Genomic DNA, 16,259 nt, shown 5'->3' on the forward strand with positions numbered 1-16,259 from the left:
GCTTTGTCGTTCTAGAACAAGGCTCCAATGACTGCTGCGCTAGCCGCGAAGTTGTTGGCTACATGCACGATGAAACTCGCGGTGATGCTGCCGTGGAACCTTGCGACCAGTGCGAGGCCGATGCCGCAGAAGAATGTGTAGACGATCACGGGTGGCGCGATATGGGCTGCAGCAAAGATGGCGGAGGTGAGCAGCACGCTCGCTGCTGCCGGCATGTGCGTGTCAAAGTAGCCCATGAGCACACGGCGGAACACAATCTCTTCAATCACTGGCCCGAGCAGCAGATAACTGGCAAGCAAGATGAGCACCGGCGCCACACTTCCGGCATCTTTGGCTAAGTCATCTGCGGTTGAGCCTCCGCCTGGTTCCATCCCGATCAGCGAGCCGACGATAGCGCTCGATGCAGCCGCCCCGACGATCACTGCCGGAACTTGCCACAGCACATGCCAGCCTCGACTCCCTAGCCGCGTAAACCCCAGCTCGAGTCCGCGACTTTTCATGTAGCGGATAAGCAGCACCAAGGGCACAACGATGGCAATGAGAACCGCGAGGGGCAGCATGCTGATCGCGACGGTGCGGGACACGTTCGCGTGCACCAACAGCAGACCTTGTCCCGCCAAAAGGGCGTACATAGTGGCCATTGCTGCCAACGCCACCAGCGCATCCCTCAATGCGGGGGCCTTTTGTGTCCGGTTTTCAGACATTACAGCTCCTCATTTTTGTTATCTGGGGCATAATCGATCTTTGGAAAGGCACGAGCGCACTTTAGCGTGCGTGGCGTGCATGGGACAGAAGTAAAGGACAATCATGGCTGATCAGGAATACCGCATCGAACATGACACGATGGGCGAGGTCAAGGTGCCCGTCGACGCTCTCTGGCGCGCCCAGACGCAGCGTGCTGTGGAGAACTTCCCAATCTCCGGCCGCGGCCTTGAGGCCCAGCAGATTCGCGCACTTGGTCTGCTGAAGGCTGCGTGTGCTCAGGTGAACAAGGACCTGGGCAAGCTGGACGCTGAGAAGGCGGACGCGATCATCGCTGCTGCGAAGGAGATTGCGGACGGCAAGCACGACGACCAGTTCCCGATCGATGTGTTCCAGACCGGTTCCGGCACCTCGTCGAACATGAACACCAATGAGGTCATCGCGTCCATCGCGAAGGCGAATGGTGTTGAGGTTCACCCGAACGACCATGTGAACATGGGCCAGTCCTCTAACGACACCTTCCCGACCGCTACTCACGTTGCTGCCACCGAGGCTGCCGCAAACGATCTCATCCCGGCGCTGAAGGTGCTCCAGGAGTCCCTGGAGAAGAAGGCGAAGGAGTGGCACGAGGTTGTGAAGTCGGGCCGCACCCACTTGATGGATGCCACCCCGGTCACCTTGGGTCAGGAGTTCTCCGGCTACGCACGCCAGATCGAGCTGGGTGTCGAGCGCGTCGAGGCGACCCTGCACCGTCTGGGCGAGCTGGCCATTGGCGGCACCGCTGTGGGCACCGGCATCAACACTCCGGCTGAGTTCGGCGGCAAGGTTACCGAGGAGCTCAAGAAGCTCACCGGCCTGGATGAGCTCTCCGAGGCAAAGAACCACTTTGAGGCGCAGGCGAACCGCGACAGCCTGGTAGAGTTCTCCGGCGCGATGCGTTCCGTGGCGGTTTCCCTGTACAAGATTGCTAACGATATCCGCTTGATGGGCTCGGGCCCGCTGGCTGGTTTCGCTGAGATCCACCTGCCGGATCTGCAGCCGGGTTCCTCGATCATGCCGGGCAAGGTCAACCCGGTGCTGTGCGAGACCGCTACGCAGGTGTCCGCGCAGGTCATTGGCAATGACGCTGCTGTTGCGTTCGGCGGCACCCAGGGCCAGTTCGAGCTCAACGTGTTCATCCCGATGATGGCACGCAACGTGCTCGAGTCCTCCCGCCTGCTGGCGAACACTTCCCGTCAGTTCGCCACCAGGCTTGTCGACGGCATCGAGCCGAACGTCGAGCACATGCGCGAGCTTGCCGAGTCTTCCCCGTCGATCGTGACCCCGCTGAACTCTGCAATTGGTTACGAGAACGCAGCCAAGATTGCTAAGCATGCGATCAAGGAGGGCATCACCATCCGTCAGGCCACCATCGACCTTGGTTTCGTCGATGGTGAGAAGCTCACCGAGGAGGAGCTGGACAAGCGCCTCGATGTGCTGTCCATGGCCAACACCGACCGAAACTAGGCCGTAGCTCGCACCTAGCTAGAATCTGCCCCCAGCACTTCACTTCAACATGCTGGGGGCTTTTTCATGCCTGATTCTTTCTCCGAGCTGCGCACCGCCGGTGGCCCGAACAAGCCGTGGGTCGTCGGTGGCGTGCTTGCGCTGATTGTCGCCGTGATCGGCGTCGCGCTCGCTGCGGCATATTGGTACGCCAACCCGAAGCCGGAGCCGACCAACGAGGTGCCCGAAACCGTCACGGTGACGGCACAACCGCAGTTGCGTGACGACGACTCCACCTCCCCCACCGGCACCTACACCGGCACCCTGAACAGCCTGGAGGAAAACGCGAAAGTGAAGGCCTGGCCGGCGGTGGCCACGTTCGGTGGTGGGACCGCGTCGGTGACGTATCCGTTGACCGGATGCACCGCACTGATCGGTGAGGACGGTGCGTCGGTGCCGTTGACGAAGCCGTGTGGGGATGGTTCGGGGCGGTGGGTCGTCGAAAAGCAAGAGCCCGGGATTGTGAAACTGACGTACTTTGAAGGCGAAAAAGCGCTGGTAGAAGGGGAACTCTCCGCCGGTTTGCCTTAACATGCACCGGGTGTAATATTGCACCCCGTGCAAAATGAGGGAATTCGGGAACAGAAGCGCCGCGAGACGCTAAAGCGCATCCGCAACGAGGCGGCGGCGCTTGTCGACAAGCGTGGCTACGACAACGTCACCGTCGACGACATCTGCCGCGAGGCAGGCATCTCCCGGCGAACCTTCTTCAACTATGTGGAATCTAAGGACGAGGCGATCTTGGGATCGTTTCCGTTCACCCTCGACGAGGACGCGCTGGACGCGATCCGCACGACCCAGAGCGACAACGTGCTGGAGCTTGTCATTCGTTCCATCGTGGTTGAGCCGGGCACGTTTGATGGTCCGGCGGCGAAGTGTCGTCGTCAATTACTGGAGAACAACCCGGGCTTGATGCACGCCGAAGCCGCCCGAAAGCGCGGATTCCTCACCGAAATTGGTCGCGCCCTCCGCGCCCACTTTGAAACCTTCCCGCAGGACCGCAAGCATTCGGGATCGCTGGAGGCGGAAGCACTATTCATCGTCGTGCTATTTCAAGGGGTCGTGACCAGGTACCTCTGGGCACCGCCTGATGAAGGAGACCCAATCGAGCTGCTCATCGAATACGCCAAAGACATCACGAATTACGCAAAGGACATGACATGGTAGACAACCGCGCGGGACGCCACCCACTTCAAGCCACTCCCCCGAACGTCGGCGTCGTGTTCGCCGCCCTGCTGCTGACCATGCTGATGAGTTCGCTGGGCCAGATGATCTTCGCCACGGCCCTGCCGACCATTGTTGGTGACCTCGGCGGCGTGGACCACATGAGCTGGGTCATCTCCTCGTTCTTGGTCACGATGACCATCGCGATGCCCATCAACGGCAAACTTGGCGACGTATTGGGCCGCAAGTGGCTCTACATCACCGGCATCGGCCTGTTCGTAATCGGCTCCGCCATCGGCGGCTTTGCTAACACGATGGAGCTGCTCATCATCGGCCGCGCCATCCAAGGCCTCGGCGCGGGCGGCATGATGGTGAACTCGCAGTCCATCATCGCGGAAGTCGTTCCTGCTCGCGAGCGCGGCAAGTACATGGGCGTGATGGGCGCAGTATTTGGTGTGTCCTCGGTGCTCGGTCCGGTCCTCGGCGGCTGGTTTACCGACGGCCCCGGCTGGCGTTGGGCGCTCTGGATGAACATCCCGCTCGGCCTGCTCGCCATGACGGTATGCACCAAGGTGCTGAAGCTGCGCCGCGGATCCGCCAAGGGCATGAACTTTGACTACATCGGTACCACGCTGATGATCGTGGCCACCACGTCGCTGATCCTCACCACCACGTGGGGTGGCACGCAGTACGACTGGACCTCCCCGACCATCATCGCCACCAGCGCTATCGCTGTGATCGCTGCCGTGCTGTTCGTGATTGTCGAGCTGCGCGCGACTAACCCGCTGATCCCCATGGGGCTGTTCCGCAACCGCAACATGGTGCTGACCACCCTGGCGGGCACGGTGCTTGGCCTCGGGATGACCAGTGCTCTCGCCTACCTCCCGACGTACTTGCAAATGGTGCACGAACTGACCCCGACCGACGCGGGCCTTATGATGCTGCCGATGGTGCTCGGCATGCTCGGCACCGGCACGGCAGTCGGCTTCATCATCTCTCGCACCGGCCGCTACAAGATGTACCCACTGTCCGGCATGCTCATTACCACCGTGGGACTGTTCCTGTTCTCTCGGCTGAGCGTGGACACGTCGCTGACCGTGCTCGGGATCTACATGTTCATCTTCGGTTTCGGCCTTGGTCTGGTCATGCAGGTTCTTGTGCTCATCGTGCAGAACTCGTTCCCACTCGCCCAAGTGGGCACCGCAACGTCGACGAACAACTTCTTCCGCCAGATCGGCTCCGCTATCGGCGCCTCCCTGTCCGGCTCGTTGTTCATTCACAACATGCGCGAAAAGCTGGAGGAGCGCCTGCCGGAAGCTCTGGCGAAACTCGGCGAAGAAGGTGCTGCGCTAGGCAAGCAATTCGGTGAGGGTGCCGCGAACTCGCTAACCCCGAGCAGCGTGGCGCAATTGCCTCAGCCGGTGAAGGAAGTCGTGCTGTCGAGCTACAACGACGGCCTTACCCCCGTGTTCCTCCTCATGGTGCCGCTGGCTATCATCGCGTTCGTGATACTCCTGCCGGTCAAGGAAGACCCACTCAAGGAAGATTTGAGCTAACCGGGAAACGAAAACGGCCCGGCCCCTCACATGGGGCCGGGCCGAACGCCGTTACATGGGCGCGGTTTACTTCTCGGTGATCACCGCGGCGAACGGCTCGCCTTCGCCAGCACGGGTCCAGTTGATGGAGCCGCGCTCGAACTCCTGGGTCCAGCCGGACTCGTCCGGGTTAGCAGCCTCCGGAGCCAGCGGGAAGCCCAGCTTCTTATCCACGTTGACGTCGGTCATCCACTCGTTGGCAATCTGACCCCAGGTCGGTGCGCCACCGGTGTTCTCATTCCAGGTGACGTAGTGCTCCTGGTCGTACGTAACGATCCAGCCTTCGTCGACCTGCTCAACCTTCATCGGCTCGCCCCAGGACGGCTCAGCAAACTTATCCATGGCAGCAACGACGCCAGCCGGAACCATTGCGGTGCCGCCGTCAGCAGTTGTAATCTCCTCGGTCGCCTCGGTGCCCTCGCCCGCAGCGCCGGTGGAGTCCGCGGAATCGGTTGCGGAAGCGTCAGCGGTTTCCGTCTTCGCAGCCGCAGTCTCAGTCTCTACGTTCGTCTCAGTAGCGGTGGTCTCCACAACCTCGGTCTCTGCCGCGGTGTCGTCGTCGTTAGAGCACGCAACTAACCCGGTAGCAGCCAGGGCTACAGCAGCGGCGGAAGCAGCGATCTTACGGGAAAACATAATTTGTCATACCTTTCATGTTGATTTAGGTGCGTCGCCCATTATGGGCACCGCGCGAACGTCGAGTCTTCTTCCCACCCGATCGGGGGTGTGATGTGTTGCGCGACGACCTGGGAGTTCTCCCCTTCGTAATACCAACAAAGTCCTGGACAGCGTCACAATCGTCCGATTTCCGCCACACGAGCGCAACCGTCGTGGTATTAACGCCTTCCCCCGGGTCGATCGGCAGCGCCTTAATCTGCTTCTTCGCAAGCGTCTTCAGCAACGGCAACGGCCCGTAGGCGATGCCGACGTTTGCGGCGACAACGGAAAGGGCGGTACGCAGATCGTCGATAAGCGTCTGCTCTGCGTACTCGAAATTCACAATCTCTTCCGCAAGATCCCCGCGATCAACCTCCCCCACCTCCGCATAAACGGAGTCCTTTGGCACTGCCACGCCCCAGGCCTCCTCGTAGAGCCGGACCACGTGGTATTCGTCCGTGACCCGCTCGTCCGGAAGCCTGACCAGCGCCGCGTCCGCATCCTTGCCGACGAGGGGAAACGGATCATCCGACGGCAATGTCGCAGGGTCCTCGCCCGACATTTGGGCATAGCGGCGGAACCATTTGCCGGGTTCAGTACCGGTGACGAACGCGATGGTGAGCATGGCAGGTAATGCTACCGTTTTGGGCATGAGTGAACAGACCCCATCCGGCACCGCAATGAAGCCGATGACCGCGGCGAAAAAACTCGGTATCTACCTTCCCGCCACTCCACAGGAGTTCCAGGACGGCGCCATCACCCACGCCGAACTGCGCGAACTGCAGGAAAACCCGCCCGCCTGGCTGCAAGAACTGCGCCTCAACGGCCCGCACCCCCGTACCGAGGTCGCACGCAAGCTCGGCATCTCGGTGACCGCGCTGAAAGCAGCCGGCGTTGAGCAGTCGATGACCACGGAGCAAATCCGCGCGCTTCTCGACGACCAACCGGACTGGCTACAAAAAGCCCGCGCCGCTCTCGCAGAGCAGCGCGGGCACAATGTCGACACCGCAAGCGCCGCCGACGGCCAGAACGACTAGAGCATCTTCCAGTCTTCAAGGCCCGGGTACAGCGGGTACTTCTCCGCCAGGGCCTCGACACGGGCGCGCAGCGCCGGGATATCAGCCTTCTCGCCCTGGATCAGGGTCTCGGCGATGATGTCGGACACCTCGCGGAAGTCCTCCTCGCCGAAGCCACGGGTAGCAAGCGCCGACGTGCCGATACGCAGGCCAGAGGTGACCTTTGGCGGGCGCGGGTCGAACGGCACCGCATTGCGGTTGACCGTGATGCCTGCGGCGTGCAGGAGGTCCTCGGCCTGCTGGCCATCCATCGGCGAGTTACGCAGGTCCACCAGCACGAGGTGGACGTCGGTGCCGCCGGAGACAACGTCGATGCCGGCAGCCTTCGCGTCCTCGCTGGTAAGGCACTCGGCCAGGATCTTCGCACCGTCGATGGTGCGCTGTTGACGGTCCTTGAACTCCTCCATACCCGCGATCTTGAACGCGGTCGCCTTCGCAGCGATGACGTGCATGAGCGGGCCACCCTGCTGACCGGGGAAAACGGCGGAGTTGATCTTCTTGTTTAGCTCCTCATCGTTGGTCAGGATGAAGCCGGAACGGGGGCCACCCAGCGTCTTATGCACCGTGGAGGACACCACGTGCGCATGCGGGACCGGCGACGGGTGCAGGCCAGCCGCAACCAGGCCGGCGAAGTGGGCCATGTCAACCCACAGGTAGGCGCCGACCTCGTCCGCGATCGAGCGGAACTCAGCGAAGTCCTCGTGGCGCGGGTAGGCGGACCAGCCGGCGATGATCACCTTCGGCTTGACCTCGCGAGCCTGCTCACGCAGCTTGGCCATATCGATGAGGTGGGTGTCCTTCTCTACCTCGTACGCTGCCACGTTGTAGAGACGGCCGGAGAAGTTGATCTTCATGCCGTGGGTCAGGTGGCCGCCGTGAGCCAGGTTCAGGCCCAGGATGGTGTCACCCGGCTCCGCCAGTGCCATTAGCACAGCGGCGTTCGCCTGCGCACCGGAGTGTGGCTGCACGTTTGCAAACTTTGCACCGAAGACTTCCTTGGCACGCTCCTGTGCCAGGGTCTCCACAACGTCCACGTGCTCGCAGCCACCGTAGTAGCGCTTGCCCGGGTAGCCCTCGGCGTACTTGTTGGTCAGCACAGAACCCTGTGCCTCAAGTACGGCGCGCGGAACGAAGTTTTCAGACGCAATCATTTCGAGGGTGTTGCGCTGGCGCGCTAGCTCGTCGACAATCGCGGCGTGAACTTCGGGGTCAAAAGTAGCCAGATCCTGGTAACGGAAATCTTCAGACACGTCCACCGGGTCCTTTCTCGTTCGGTCGTAGTTACCGCTTCGAAGTATATGTAAGCAACCCGGGTGTTATGTCGAATTCCATGCACAGGATCCAAGGTGAAACAATAGGGCCATGCCACGTGTCGATTCTTCGCCTTACCTCGATTTTCACCGCGAGGACTGGCGCAAACGTCGTGCCACCATGCCACAGGTGCTCACCGAAGATGAGCTCACCAAACTCGCAGGCATCGGTGAGAGCCTCGATCTGCAAGAGGTCGAAGACATTTACCTACCGCTGTCGCGCCTGATCCACCTGCAGGTACGAGCGCGCCAGAAACTGACCAAAGCCACCGAAACGTTCATCGGCGGCGATCCGGGGCATGTGCCGTTCATCATCGGGCTTGCAGGCTCGGTCGCAGTAGGCAAATCAACCACCGCGCGTGTGCTGCAGGTGCTACTTCAGCGCTGGGACTCCCACCCCCGCGTCGACCTGATCACCACTGACGGGTTCCTGCACCCCTCCGCAGTGCTCAAGGAGCGCGGCTTGATGGCCCGTAAGGGCTTCCCTGAGTCTTACGACCGCCGCAACCTCATGCGATTTGTCACCGAGGTGAAATCGGGCCAGCCCCTTGTCAAGGCTCCGATCTACTCCCACGAGGCCTACGACATTCTCCCGGACGAGTACATCGAGGTACGCCAGCCAGACATCTTGATTCTGGAGGGCCTCAACGTATTGCAGACCGGCCCAACGCTGATGGTGTCGGACCTGTTCGACTTCTCCATCTATGTCGACGCCAAGACCTCCGACATCGAGCACTGGTACATCGAGCGCTTCCTCAAACTGCGCGATACCGCCTTCCAGGAGCCCGGCGCACACTTTGCTCACTACGCAGGTCTTGACGACGCGCAGGCGACCTACGCCGCACGCGAAATCTGGCAGTCCATCAACCTGCCAAACCTGGTGGAAAACATTCTGCCCACGCGGGTGCGCGCATCGCTTGTGCTGCGCAAGGATTACGACCACACCGTTCAGCGCGTCCGCATGCGCAAGCTCTAATTCGCCAGGGTTTTATTTGCCAAAGCGGCGGGAGCGCTGCGAATAGTCGCGCAGTGCTCGCAGGAAGTCGATCTTGCGAAACGCCGGCCAGTACGTATCCGTGAACCAGATTTCGGAGTACGCGGCCTGCCACAGCAGGAATCCGGAAAGACGCTGCTCACCGGAGGTGCGGATCACCAGATCTGGGTCGGGCTGGCCCTTGGTGTAGAGGTGCTCACCAATCGAGTCGACCGTCACCGCCTCTTTGATTTCGGCGGGGGTTGCGCCGGCGGCTGCGGTGTCGTCGATAAGCGCACGCACCGCGTCCACGATCTCCTGGCGCCCGCCATAGCCCACCGCAATATTCACGGTCAGCCCGGCTTTCTCGGTAGTGGTAGCGGCGCTTTCTCGCATGCGTGCTGCCACATCGTCCGGCAGCAGGTCCAGTTGGCCGACCAAGCGCACGCGGCAGGTGTAATCCTCGGTGGCGAGGTCCTCGATGACTTCGGAGATGATGTCGAAGAGCAGCTCCACCTCCTCCGAGGTGCGCTGAAGGTTCTCGGTGGAAAGCAGGTAGATCGTGAGGACATCGACGTCCATTTCCGCAGACCAGCGGACTAAATCACCGATCTTCGCGCCGCCGACCCTGTGGCCGTGGGAAATGTCCTTAAACCCCGACTCACGAGCCCAGCGACGGTTCCCGTCAGCCATCACGGCGATGTGCTTCGGGCGTTTCTTTCCACGCAGCTCACGCTTAAGTCGTGCTTCGTACAGCTGGTACAGCGGGTAGCGCAGTTTGGAGAGGACAGACACAACGTTGATTCTAGCGGGGCTTAAAAGGTGCGCTTCTTACGCTGGTCGGCAACGCCGGCCTTCGCCATGGCCTCGTCGATAGCTTTCTCGTCGAAAGGATCAATGCCATGCGCCTCAGCAAATGCTTGACGACGACGGAACCGGGAGAAACGCCGGTGAAACGCATACCCAATCGACAAGACAACGACCGCGAGGCAGACAAGCAGCAGCAGCCCAATCGGCGACGCCTTGCCAAAGTCCGGACCAGCCGGGGTCTCCCCCGGCGACTGCGCCAGGACCAGATCAACGGTTGCGGCGGCGTTGATGAAGTTGGCGAACACTACTCCTCCTCAGCACCGGCATCGATACCGGCAAACAAGTCATCTTCAGGCAAGGTGGTCTCCACCCGGGTACGTGCGAGCTCGAATTCTTCCGTCGGCCACACCTTTTGCTGGTCCGCCACCGGGCTGGCCAAAAACGCCCCTGCCGGATCGATCTGGGTGGCGTGAGCAGTCAGCGCCTGCTCACGTTGTCCAAAGTAGTCGGCGCACTCCACTTGGGTGGTCACGCGGTCAAACACATCCCCCTCGGCTTCCTCCCAGCGCTTGATCATGAGCTCGTAGGGGCTCTTCTCACCGCGTTCGTACAACGCCTCTTGCAGCAGCTTCATGCGCTGGAGGATAAAACCATGCGTGTAGTAGAGCTTCAGCGGTGTCCACGGCTCGCCGGCTTCTGGCGCAAACGAGGCGTCACCCGCCTTCTCCCACGCAATCATCGAAATCGCGTGAACCATGAGATGGTCCGGGTGCGGGTAGCCACCGTTTTCGTCGTAGGTAATGATGACGTGCGGTTTGAACTCGCGGATCTCCTCCACGATCTTCACCGCAACCTCTTCCGGGTCCTGGACCGCAAACGACCCCTCCGGCAGCGGCGGCAGCGGGTCCCCCTCAGGCAAGCCGGAGTCTTCGTAGCCCAGCCAAACGTGTTCCACACCAAGCGCCTCGACGGCACGCGCCATCTCCTCGTGGCGCACGGCCGTCATGTTTTCGAGCACCCCAGGGCGGTCCATCGCAGGGTTCAAAATGTCCCCACGTCGTCCGTCGGTACAGGTCACCACCTTCACACGGTTCCCTTCGGCAGCGTATTTCGCCATGGTCGCCGCACCCTTCGAGGACTCATCGTCCGGGTGAGCGTGGATCGCCATCAGACGCAGACCAGCCACTCGTACTCTCCAACTTTTGTAGGGGTGTTGTTAGAACTTCGGAACATCTTAGTACCATCCCAGTTAAGTCCCTATCCCCCTTGTTATTGCGAGGTTGCATCCGTGTCCACTCCAGTGCGCCGTCCGTCGCAACGCTATAGCTCCGGCAAGAGCGACGGCGTAAGCGGCAAAGTGGTCGCAGTCGCCGCTGTGCTCATCGCCATCGCGTTCATCTTCTTCGGCGCCCGAACGATCATCGACAGGTTGGACCGTCCCGTCACCGCTGAATTTATTTCGCAAGAACATATCGACGACTCAACCGGACGGCTTTGGATCGACGTGACCCGCAAGGACCCGTCGGTACCGTCCTATTGCATCGTCACCGCGGTGGATTACTCCCACGCTGAGGTGGGTCGCCGCGAGGTCATCCTCCCCGCCGGCGGGGAGAAGCACCAGCGCATCCCGGTGGACCTGCCGCTGCGTGAACCGCTTGTTTCCGGCCGCATCTACGGCTGTTCCGAAAATCTGCCGTTCTACATGGACCCGGAGAGCAAATTTTACGACGCCCGCTAGCACACGGGCCACGCACTACCATGTGCTAATCTTTTGCGGTATATCTGCACAGTTTCGCCCGCAGCCTGCGGGCTCGTTTTACGTATGAGGGAAGGGTGTTACCCCTATGGCTGAACCCCAGCAGCAGTACATTACCCCGGAAATGAAGGCCAAGCTGGAGGCCGAACTCCAGCAGCTGATCGATAACCGTCCGGTGATTGCCGCGGAGATCAACGAGCGCCGCGAGGAAGGCGACCTGAAGGAAAACGCTGGTTACGACGCAGCTCGTGAGCAGCAGGATCAGGAAGAGGCTCGCATTAAGCAGATCTCTGAGATCCTCTCCAACTCCACCACCGAGCGCACCGGCATTGTCGAAGGTGTCGCTCACATCGGTTCCGTCGTTCACGTCTACTACAACGGCGACAAGGAGGACCGCGAGACGTTCCTCATCGGTACCCGCGCTGCGTCGACCGACAACGCTGATTTGGAGACCTACTCCGAGCAGTCCCCGCTGGGCGCCGCCGTCGTTGGTGCCGCTGAGGGCGAGACCCGTACTTACACGGCTCCGAATGGTCGCGAGATTTCGGTCACGATCGTCAAGGCTGAGCCGTATGATTCAGTTAAAGCTTCAACGCCTCGTGCAAAGTAGTTTTACCCGTTCTTTTTCGATAGCGAAGGATCATCCTGTGATTGCAACCTCTTCCCGCAAAGCTCTGGTTGGCGTAGCTGCCATCGCTGCTCTCGCCCTCGCCGGCTGCACCCCGCCGAACGAGAACCCGTCTGACAAGAAGATCGACACCGCGACGAGCCAGGACGCTGGCTCCCTCAAGGGTGCTGGTGCTTCCGCCACCGCCGCGACCAATGTTGTCGAGGCCAGCGAGGCGACCGCGACGGAGCCCCTCGAGGCCGCCGCGGACGAGCTGCCAACCTTCAACAACTGTGGCGAGACCGGCCTGCTGCGCCCGACTCAGCTGACGGTCGACTGCAAGAGCCAGAACGATTTCCTGCAGGACATCGTCTGGGATACCTGGACCGCCGACCTGGCTGAGGGCACCGCAACCCGTGTTGTCCTGGACCCGAATAACCGCGAGGAAGGCGTCAAGGTCGTCCTTGGCGCTCCGCAGGTTGTGAACAACGATCTGCTGTTCACCACCATCTCGGTTGATGGTGCGACCGTGAACCCGGATCGTCTCTAATCGCCTCTCATCGGCGCAAAGAGTAGCGGCCCTGTTCCAATTGGAACAGGGCCGCTTTGCTGTCTGCAGCGTTTCGCGTCGCTGCTTAACGACGCTCAGCGCCGTCTAGCGGTCGTTGGCGAAGTAGGACAGCAGACGCAGGATCTCGGTGTAGAGCCACACGAGCGTCACAGCGAGGCCCAGTGCGACGCCCCACGCGGCGTTCGACGGTGCGCTGGTGCGCACGAGCCTGTCGGCCAGGTCGAAGTCCTGCAGGAAGGAAATAGCTGCGAGGACCACGCATACGACGCCGAAGATGATGGACATGGTGCCGCCATCACGCAGTGGGTTCTGGCCGGTGAAAAGAGCGAGCAGCAGGTTGCCCAGCGCCATGATGACAACGCCGAAGATGGCGCCGGTGATCAGGCGGTTCAGTCGCGGCGTGACGCGGATGGCGCCGGTGCGGTAAACCACGAGCATGCCAATGAACACGCCGAGGGTGCCCAGGATGGCCTGGAAAATCATCTGGCCAGCGTCAGCCCCGCCGACGGAGAACCAGCCGGAGATCAGCAGAGAGAATCCGCCTAGGAACAGGCCTTCAAAGGCTGCGTACAGAAGCGTCACCGTGCGGGAGCCGAAGGTGCGCGAGAACGCGTGGACCAGGGTGACCACGAACGCGCCGATGCCGCCAACAAGCGTCAGGATCATCCCCACGCCAGCGTTTCCGGACAGGTAAATGCCGAAGTTAATGGCGGCGAACAGGATGATGACGGCGATGGTGATGCCGGTCTTGGAGACAATGTCATCGACCGTCAGCGGGCGGTCCTGCTGGATTTCGGGCGCGTAGCCGTAGCCAGCGGTGTGTTCTTCATTGGTCAGGTTCTTCAGAACCGGGTTGGTACTTCTCACGTCGTCCAACATTCCTTTCGAGTCTTGTTGCGACCACTATTCACAGGTTGTAACGCTTGCACCTTCAAAAAGGTTCCCGAGGCGTAGAATTTGGACACATGGGTGTGTTCGATCGTTGGCGTCGCGGCCCGAGCACGGGCGGCGATCTTGTTTTGGACAGACTGTCTGCAGCAACTGGTGGCGCGCAGTCCTACACCTTTTCTTACGCAGAGGTAGATGTCCTCGCATTTCTTGTCGACGACCCCCTCCCCCACGTCTTGTACTGCACGTTCGGGTTGTCCCAGGTGGAGTCGTCGCAACGCGTTGCGGGCACACAGACCGAGCTCACGCTCCGCATCCCGATGGACGATGAGGTGTTCCCTCCTGAGTGGCCGGCGCAGCAGCTGGCACGCATGGCTCGCAACGTGGTCCGCAGCGGAGTCGAGATTGAGCCTGGGCATTATTTATCGTCGGCTTCTGGCTCGCTCGCGGGGTTTGTGTTCGTCGCGGATCCACTCCTCGGCTGTGCGGAGGGACCGACCGGGCGAGTGCAGTTCACCTACGCCGCGGGGCTGGTCGGAGATGATCTGGAGCGGATGTTGCGGTGGGATCCGGTGAAGTTCGCGGGCGTGCTCGGCGAGCATGTGCCGCTTGGGTTGACGGATCCTGCACGTGCCCCGCTGTCAAGCGATCCGCAGGTGCGTGTGCTTCTCGACGACGCCTCGCACACCGACGGCTCCTCTATCGGCGCAAACACCGCCAAGTATTTAGATGTCGATGTCGCTGGCCGTGTGGATCTCGACGAACGTGCCGCCGCCGCACTCCTTCGGGCGGCGCGCTACCGATTGCTGTTTGGCAAGTCATATGCCCTCATCCGCAACGACACGTGGCTCATGTTCGACCCGAAGGCAATCGATCTCGAGTTGGCCGAGGATCACATTGTCGTGCCGGGCCGTGCCGATGTAGCGAATGAATTGCTCGCTGTATTCGACACTGCGCCGGGCACTTATGCGTTGAGGACCGTGCCGTTGACGTTCCAGGTCATCGACCCGACAACGTAGGACGCTTACTTAAAGACGTTGCCCCACTCGTCACGCTTGTCCAGAAACGCCTGCGCTTCGCGCCTAGCGGCCTCGAGGTCGTGGCTTGCGCCCCAGCCGCACTGCTTCTCGTTCGCAGCCGGCACCTCGGTGGCGTTGGTGATGTCGGTGAGCGTCTTTTCCACCAGATCAGCGACCTCTGCCTCTGCGACGTCGCCGGAAAGCATCAGGTAGAAACCGGTCTGGCAGCCCATCGGGCCGAAGTCGATCACGTTGTCTGCATGGCTGCGGGCGTGCTCGGCAAACATGTGCTCCAGGGAGTGCACTGCCGGCATCTCAAGGTGCTCGACGTTCGGCTGCTTAAAGCGGATGTCCCACTTCACCAGCGTGTCACCCTGGGGAAGTTCCTTTCGGTCCGCCAGGCGAATAAACGGTGCGTCAACCTTGGTGTGGTCGAGGTTGAAGGATTCAACATTCATGCGATCAGTCATGGCCTCGACTGTACTGAACGCGCTGGCCCGTTCCCATCACTGGATTCATCGTTGCGAGTCGTGCTGGTCACGGCTGCCGCATCCCGAATCGGCGAGGCTGCGTAGCTTGCTGCGCGAGTGAGCTTCTTGCTTTCCGACGACACCTCGTCAACGGCTGCTATACCGCCATGTAGCCCGGTTACCGGGCTAGTAATTGTGCCCCCAGTCGGGCTCGAACCGACACTGGGCGGATTTTAAGTCCGCTGCCTCTGCCAATTGGGCTATAGGGGCGCCGAGAAATATGGTACTTCCCCGGCGCCTCAATGCTGAAACCGGCGCACTGTATCTCATGAACCCGGACGGAGTTTCTCTCGTGGCCAGGCAATGGTTGTTTCTTCTGCCCTGCATTCTTGGTGCGCTCGGACTCTTCCTCGCGCGCCAAGCTGGCGACGGCACCGCAGGTTTCTATTCGGCGACCGCATTTACCGCCGCCGTGTACCTGGCTGCCTGGTGGGTGTGGGGCGACAGGCGCGCGTTCGCTGGACAAAGCAAACTTCGCGACATCGCACGTGGCATAGGGTTAGGCACTGCACTTGCGGTTGTCTTTTTCTTGGGCGCACTTATTGTCACCCGCATCCCAGCACTTGCCGGACCGGTGGCAGAGATCCTGGATACCCCTAGCAAAGGCGGGTACGTCCTGACGCTGCTCGTCCTCGTGGTCAACGGCGTCGGCGAGGAGCTCATCTTCCGCGACGTCGTCCCTCGCCAGTTGCGAAGCATGGGACAAACGGTGCTGCAGGCTGGTGTGTGGTCGACGGTCGCCTACGGGTTGGTCACCGTCGTGATGGGGGTTCCGCTGCTCGTGTTCGCCGCAGTGGTCCTCGGTGCGCTCGCTTACATGGAGGCGGTACGCACCGGCAGGCTGTACTCCCCCATCGCACTCCACCTGACGTGGAGCATCGCAATGCTGCTGATCTTGCCTTCCCTTCTCTGAGTGCACCGAACTCATTGTTGTCCCTATACATAGGCATCGAGCCGGGCGCCGTCTTAATGGTGGACTGGCCTGCTCGTAGGGTTGAAACACGGTGTTTTCGTGTCTTGAAGGCTGTTATGGCGTGCCTGGTCCTAAAACGGGGG

Annotated in this window: 20 protein-coding genes and 1 tRNA gene; 11 read left to right on the forward strand and 10 right to left on the reverse strand. The window is 61.2% G+C overall.

Annotation, left to right across the window (positions count from 1 at the left end):
- Positions 1–11: 11 nt before the first annotated feature.
- Positions 12–704: a CPBP family intramembrane glutamic endopeptidase gene (locus HMPREF2785_RS02030; protein WP_083308821.1), complete on the reverse strand. Its 693-nt coding sequence runs from the start codon at positions 702–704 to the stop codon at positions 12–14.
- A 103-nt stretch (positions 705–807) separates the two neighbouring features.
- On the opposite strand from HMPREF2785_RS02030, the gene HMPREF2785_RS02035 reads away from it, so the two are divergent.
- The 4 genes from HMPREF2785_RS02035 to HMPREF2785_RS02050 all read left to right on the forward strand — a co-directional run bounded on the left by HMPREF2785_RS02035 (position 808) and on the right by HMPREF2785_RS02050 (position 4,967).
- The gene (locus HMPREF2785_RS02035; RefSeq protein ID WP_070452579.1) at positions 808–2,208 is read left to right on the forward strand and encodes a class II fumarate hydratase; all 1,401 of its coding nucleotides are present in this window, start codon (positions 808–810) and stop codon (positions 2,206–2,208) included.
- 66 nt (positions 2,209–2,274) lie between these two features.
- Positions 2,275–2,778 (forward strand): hypothetical protein, encoded by a 504-nt coding sequence (locus HMPREF2785_RS02040; protein WP_070614136.1) that lies wholly within the window; start codon positions 2,275–2,277, stop codon positions 2,776–2,778.
- 27 nt (positions 2,779–2,805) lie between these two features.
- Positions 2,806–3,414, forward strand: coding sequence for a TetR/AcrR family transcriptional regulator (locus tag HMPREF2785_RS02045; RefSeq protein WP_070452573.1), 609 nt, complete (start codon positions 2,806–2,808; stop codon positions 3,412–3,414).
- Entirely contained in the window at positions 3,408–4,967 is a 1,560-nt protein-coding gene (locus HMPREF2785_RS02050) for an MDR family MFS transporter (RefSeq protein WP_070421682.1), read from the forward strand. Before HMPREF2785_RS02045 ends, HMPREF2785_RS02050 begins: the two co-directional genes overlap by 7 nt.
- Positions 4,968–5,033: 66 nt before the next feature.
- Here the strand turns inward: HMPREF2785_RS02050 and HMPREF2785_RS02055 are convergent, their stop codons facing one another.
- Entirely contained in the window at positions 5,034–5,642 is a 609-nt protein-coding gene (locus HMPREF2785_RS02055; protein WP_070421683.1) for a hypothetical protein, read from the reverse strand.
- Positions 5,643–5,667: 25 nt separating this feature from the next.
- On the reverse strand, positions 5,668–6,288 hold the full coding sequence (locus tag HMPREF2785_RS02060) for a LysR family transcriptional regulator substrate-binding protein (protein WP_070614137.1): 621 nt from the start codon (positions 6,286–6,288) through the stop codon (positions 5,668–5,670).
- Between the two features lie 25 nt (positions 6,289–6,313).
- On the opposite strand from HMPREF2785_RS02060, the gene HMPREF2785_RS02065 reads away from it, so the two are divergent.
- Positions 6,314–6,700 carry a DUF5997 family protein gene (locus tag HMPREF2785_RS02065; RefSeq protein ID WP_070421696.1) on the forward strand — a complete coding sequence of 129 codons (387 nt, stop codon included), beginning with the start codon at positions 6,314–6,316 and terminating at the stop codon, positions 6,698–6,700.
- On the opposite strand, the gene glyA is transcribed toward HMPREF2785_RS02065, so the two are convergent.
- Positions 6,697–7,989 (reverse strand): serine hydroxymethyltransferase, encoded by a 1,293-nt coding sequence (glyA, locus tag HMPREF2785_RS02070; RefSeq protein WP_070614147.1) that lies wholly within the window; start codon positions 7,987–7,989, stop codon positions 6,697–6,699. The two genes, HMPREF2785_RS02065 and glyA, sit on opposite strands and share 4 nt — an antisense overlap.
- A gap of 112 nt (positions 7,990–8,101) precedes the next feature.
- Between glyA and coaA the strand changes: the two genes are divergently transcribed.
- Positions 8,102–9,025, forward strand: coding sequence for a type I pantothenate kinase (gene coaA, locus HMPREF2785_RS02075; protein WP_070421685.1), 924 nt, complete (start codon positions 8,102–8,104; stop codon positions 9,023–9,025).
- A 12-nt stretch (positions 9,026–9,037) separates the two neighbouring features.
- Here coaA and HMPREF2785_RS02080 read toward each other — a convergent pair whose 3' ends face one another.
- Genes HMPREF2785_RS02080 through mca form a run of 3 tightly spaced genes read right to left on the reverse strand, consistent with a single transcriptional unit; the run spans position 9,038 to position 11,018 of the window.
- Positions 9,038–9,817, reverse strand: a complete 780-nt coding sequence (locus HMPREF2785_RS02080; RefSeq protein WP_070421686.1) for an isoprenyl transferase — start codon at positions 9,815–9,817, stop codon at positions 9,038–9,040.
- A gap of 20 nt (positions 9,818–9,837) precedes the next feature.
- Entirely contained in the window at positions 9,838–10,137 is a 300-nt protein-coding gene (locus tag HMPREF2785_RS02085; RefSeq protein WP_070452565.1) for a hypothetical protein, read from the reverse strand.
- A complete protein-coding gene (gene mca / locus HMPREF2785_RS02090) occupies positions 10,137–11,018 on the reverse strand; it encodes a mycothiol conjugate amidase Mca (protein WP_070614138.1) in 882 nt (293 codons plus the stop codon). Before mca ends, HMPREF2785_RS02085 begins: the two co-directional genes overlap by 1 nt.
- A 102-nt stretch (positions 11,019–11,120) precedes the next feature.
- Between mca and HMPREF2785_RS02095 the strand changes: the two genes are divergently transcribed.
- The 3 genes from HMPREF2785_RS02095 (at position 11,121) to HMPREF2785_RS02105 (ending at position 12,745) form a co-directional block, all read left to right on the forward strand.
- Positions 11,121–11,570: a DUF4307 domain-containing protein gene (locus HMPREF2785_RS02095; RefSeq protein WP_246821130.1), complete on the forward strand. Its 450-nt coding sequence runs from the start codon at positions 11,121–11,123 to the stop codon at positions 11,568–11,570.
- A gap of 106 nt (positions 11,571–11,676) precedes the next feature.
- Positions 11,677–12,198, forward strand: coding sequence for a transcription elongation factor GreA (greA, locus tag HMPREF2785_RS02100; protein ID WP_070421690.1), 522 nt, complete (start codon positions 11,677–11,679; stop codon positions 12,196–12,198).
- 37 nt (positions 12,199–12,235) lie between these two features.
- Positions 12,236–12,745 (forward strand): hypothetical protein, encoded by a 510-nt coding sequence (locus HMPREF2785_RS02105; protein ID WP_070452562.1) that lies wholly within the window; start codon positions 12,236–12,238, stop codon positions 12,743–12,745.
- Between the two features lie 105 nt (positions 12,746–12,850).
- Here the strand turns inward: HMPREF2785_RS02105 and HMPREF2785_RS02110 are convergent, their stop codons facing one another.
- Positions 12,851–13,633, reverse strand: coding sequence for a Bax inhibitor-1/YccA family protein (locus tag HMPREF2785_RS02110; protein ID WP_070421698.1), 783 nt, complete (start codon positions 13,631–13,633; stop codon positions 12,851–12,853).
- A 98-nt stretch (positions 13,634–13,731) separates the two neighbouring features.
- Here HMPREF2785_RS02110 and HMPREF2785_RS02115 point away from each other — a divergent pair, with 98 nt between their 5' ends.
- A complete protein-coding gene (locus HMPREF2785_RS02115) occupies positions 13,732–14,673 on the forward strand; it encodes a suppressor of fused domain protein (RefSeq protein WP_070614140.1) in 942 nt (313 codons plus the stop codon).
- Between the two features lie 5 nt (positions 14,674–14,678).
- Here HMPREF2785_RS02115 and HMPREF2785_RS02120 read toward each other — a convergent pair whose 3' ends face one another.
- Positions 14,679–15,143, reverse strand: a complete 465-nt coding sequence (locus HMPREF2785_RS02120; RefSeq protein ID WP_070614141.1) for an S-ribosylhomocysteine lyase — start codon at positions 15,141–15,143, stop codon at positions 14,679–14,681.
- A gap of 196 nt (positions 15,144–15,339) precedes the next feature.
- A tRNA-Leu gene (locus HMPREF2785_RS02125) sits at positions 15,340–15,413 on the reverse strand.
- 10 nt (positions 15,414–15,423) lie between these two features.
- Here HMPREF2785_RS02125 and HMPREF2785_RS02130 point away from each other — a divergent pair.
- Positions 15,424–16,116, forward strand: a complete 693-nt coding sequence (locus HMPREF2785_RS02130) for a CPBP family intramembrane glutamic endopeptidase (protein ID WP_246821131.1) — start codon at positions 15,424–15,426, stop codon at positions 16,114–16,116.
- Positions 16,117–16,259: the final 143 nt, after the last annotated feature.

Origin of the sequence: Corynebacterium sp. HMSC067D03, from assembly GCF_001811185.1 — a bacterium.
In the GTDB taxonomy this organism is placed as follows: Bacteria; Actinomycetota; Actinomycetes; order Mycobacteriales; family Mycobacteriaceae; genus Corynebacterium; species Corynebacterium coyleae.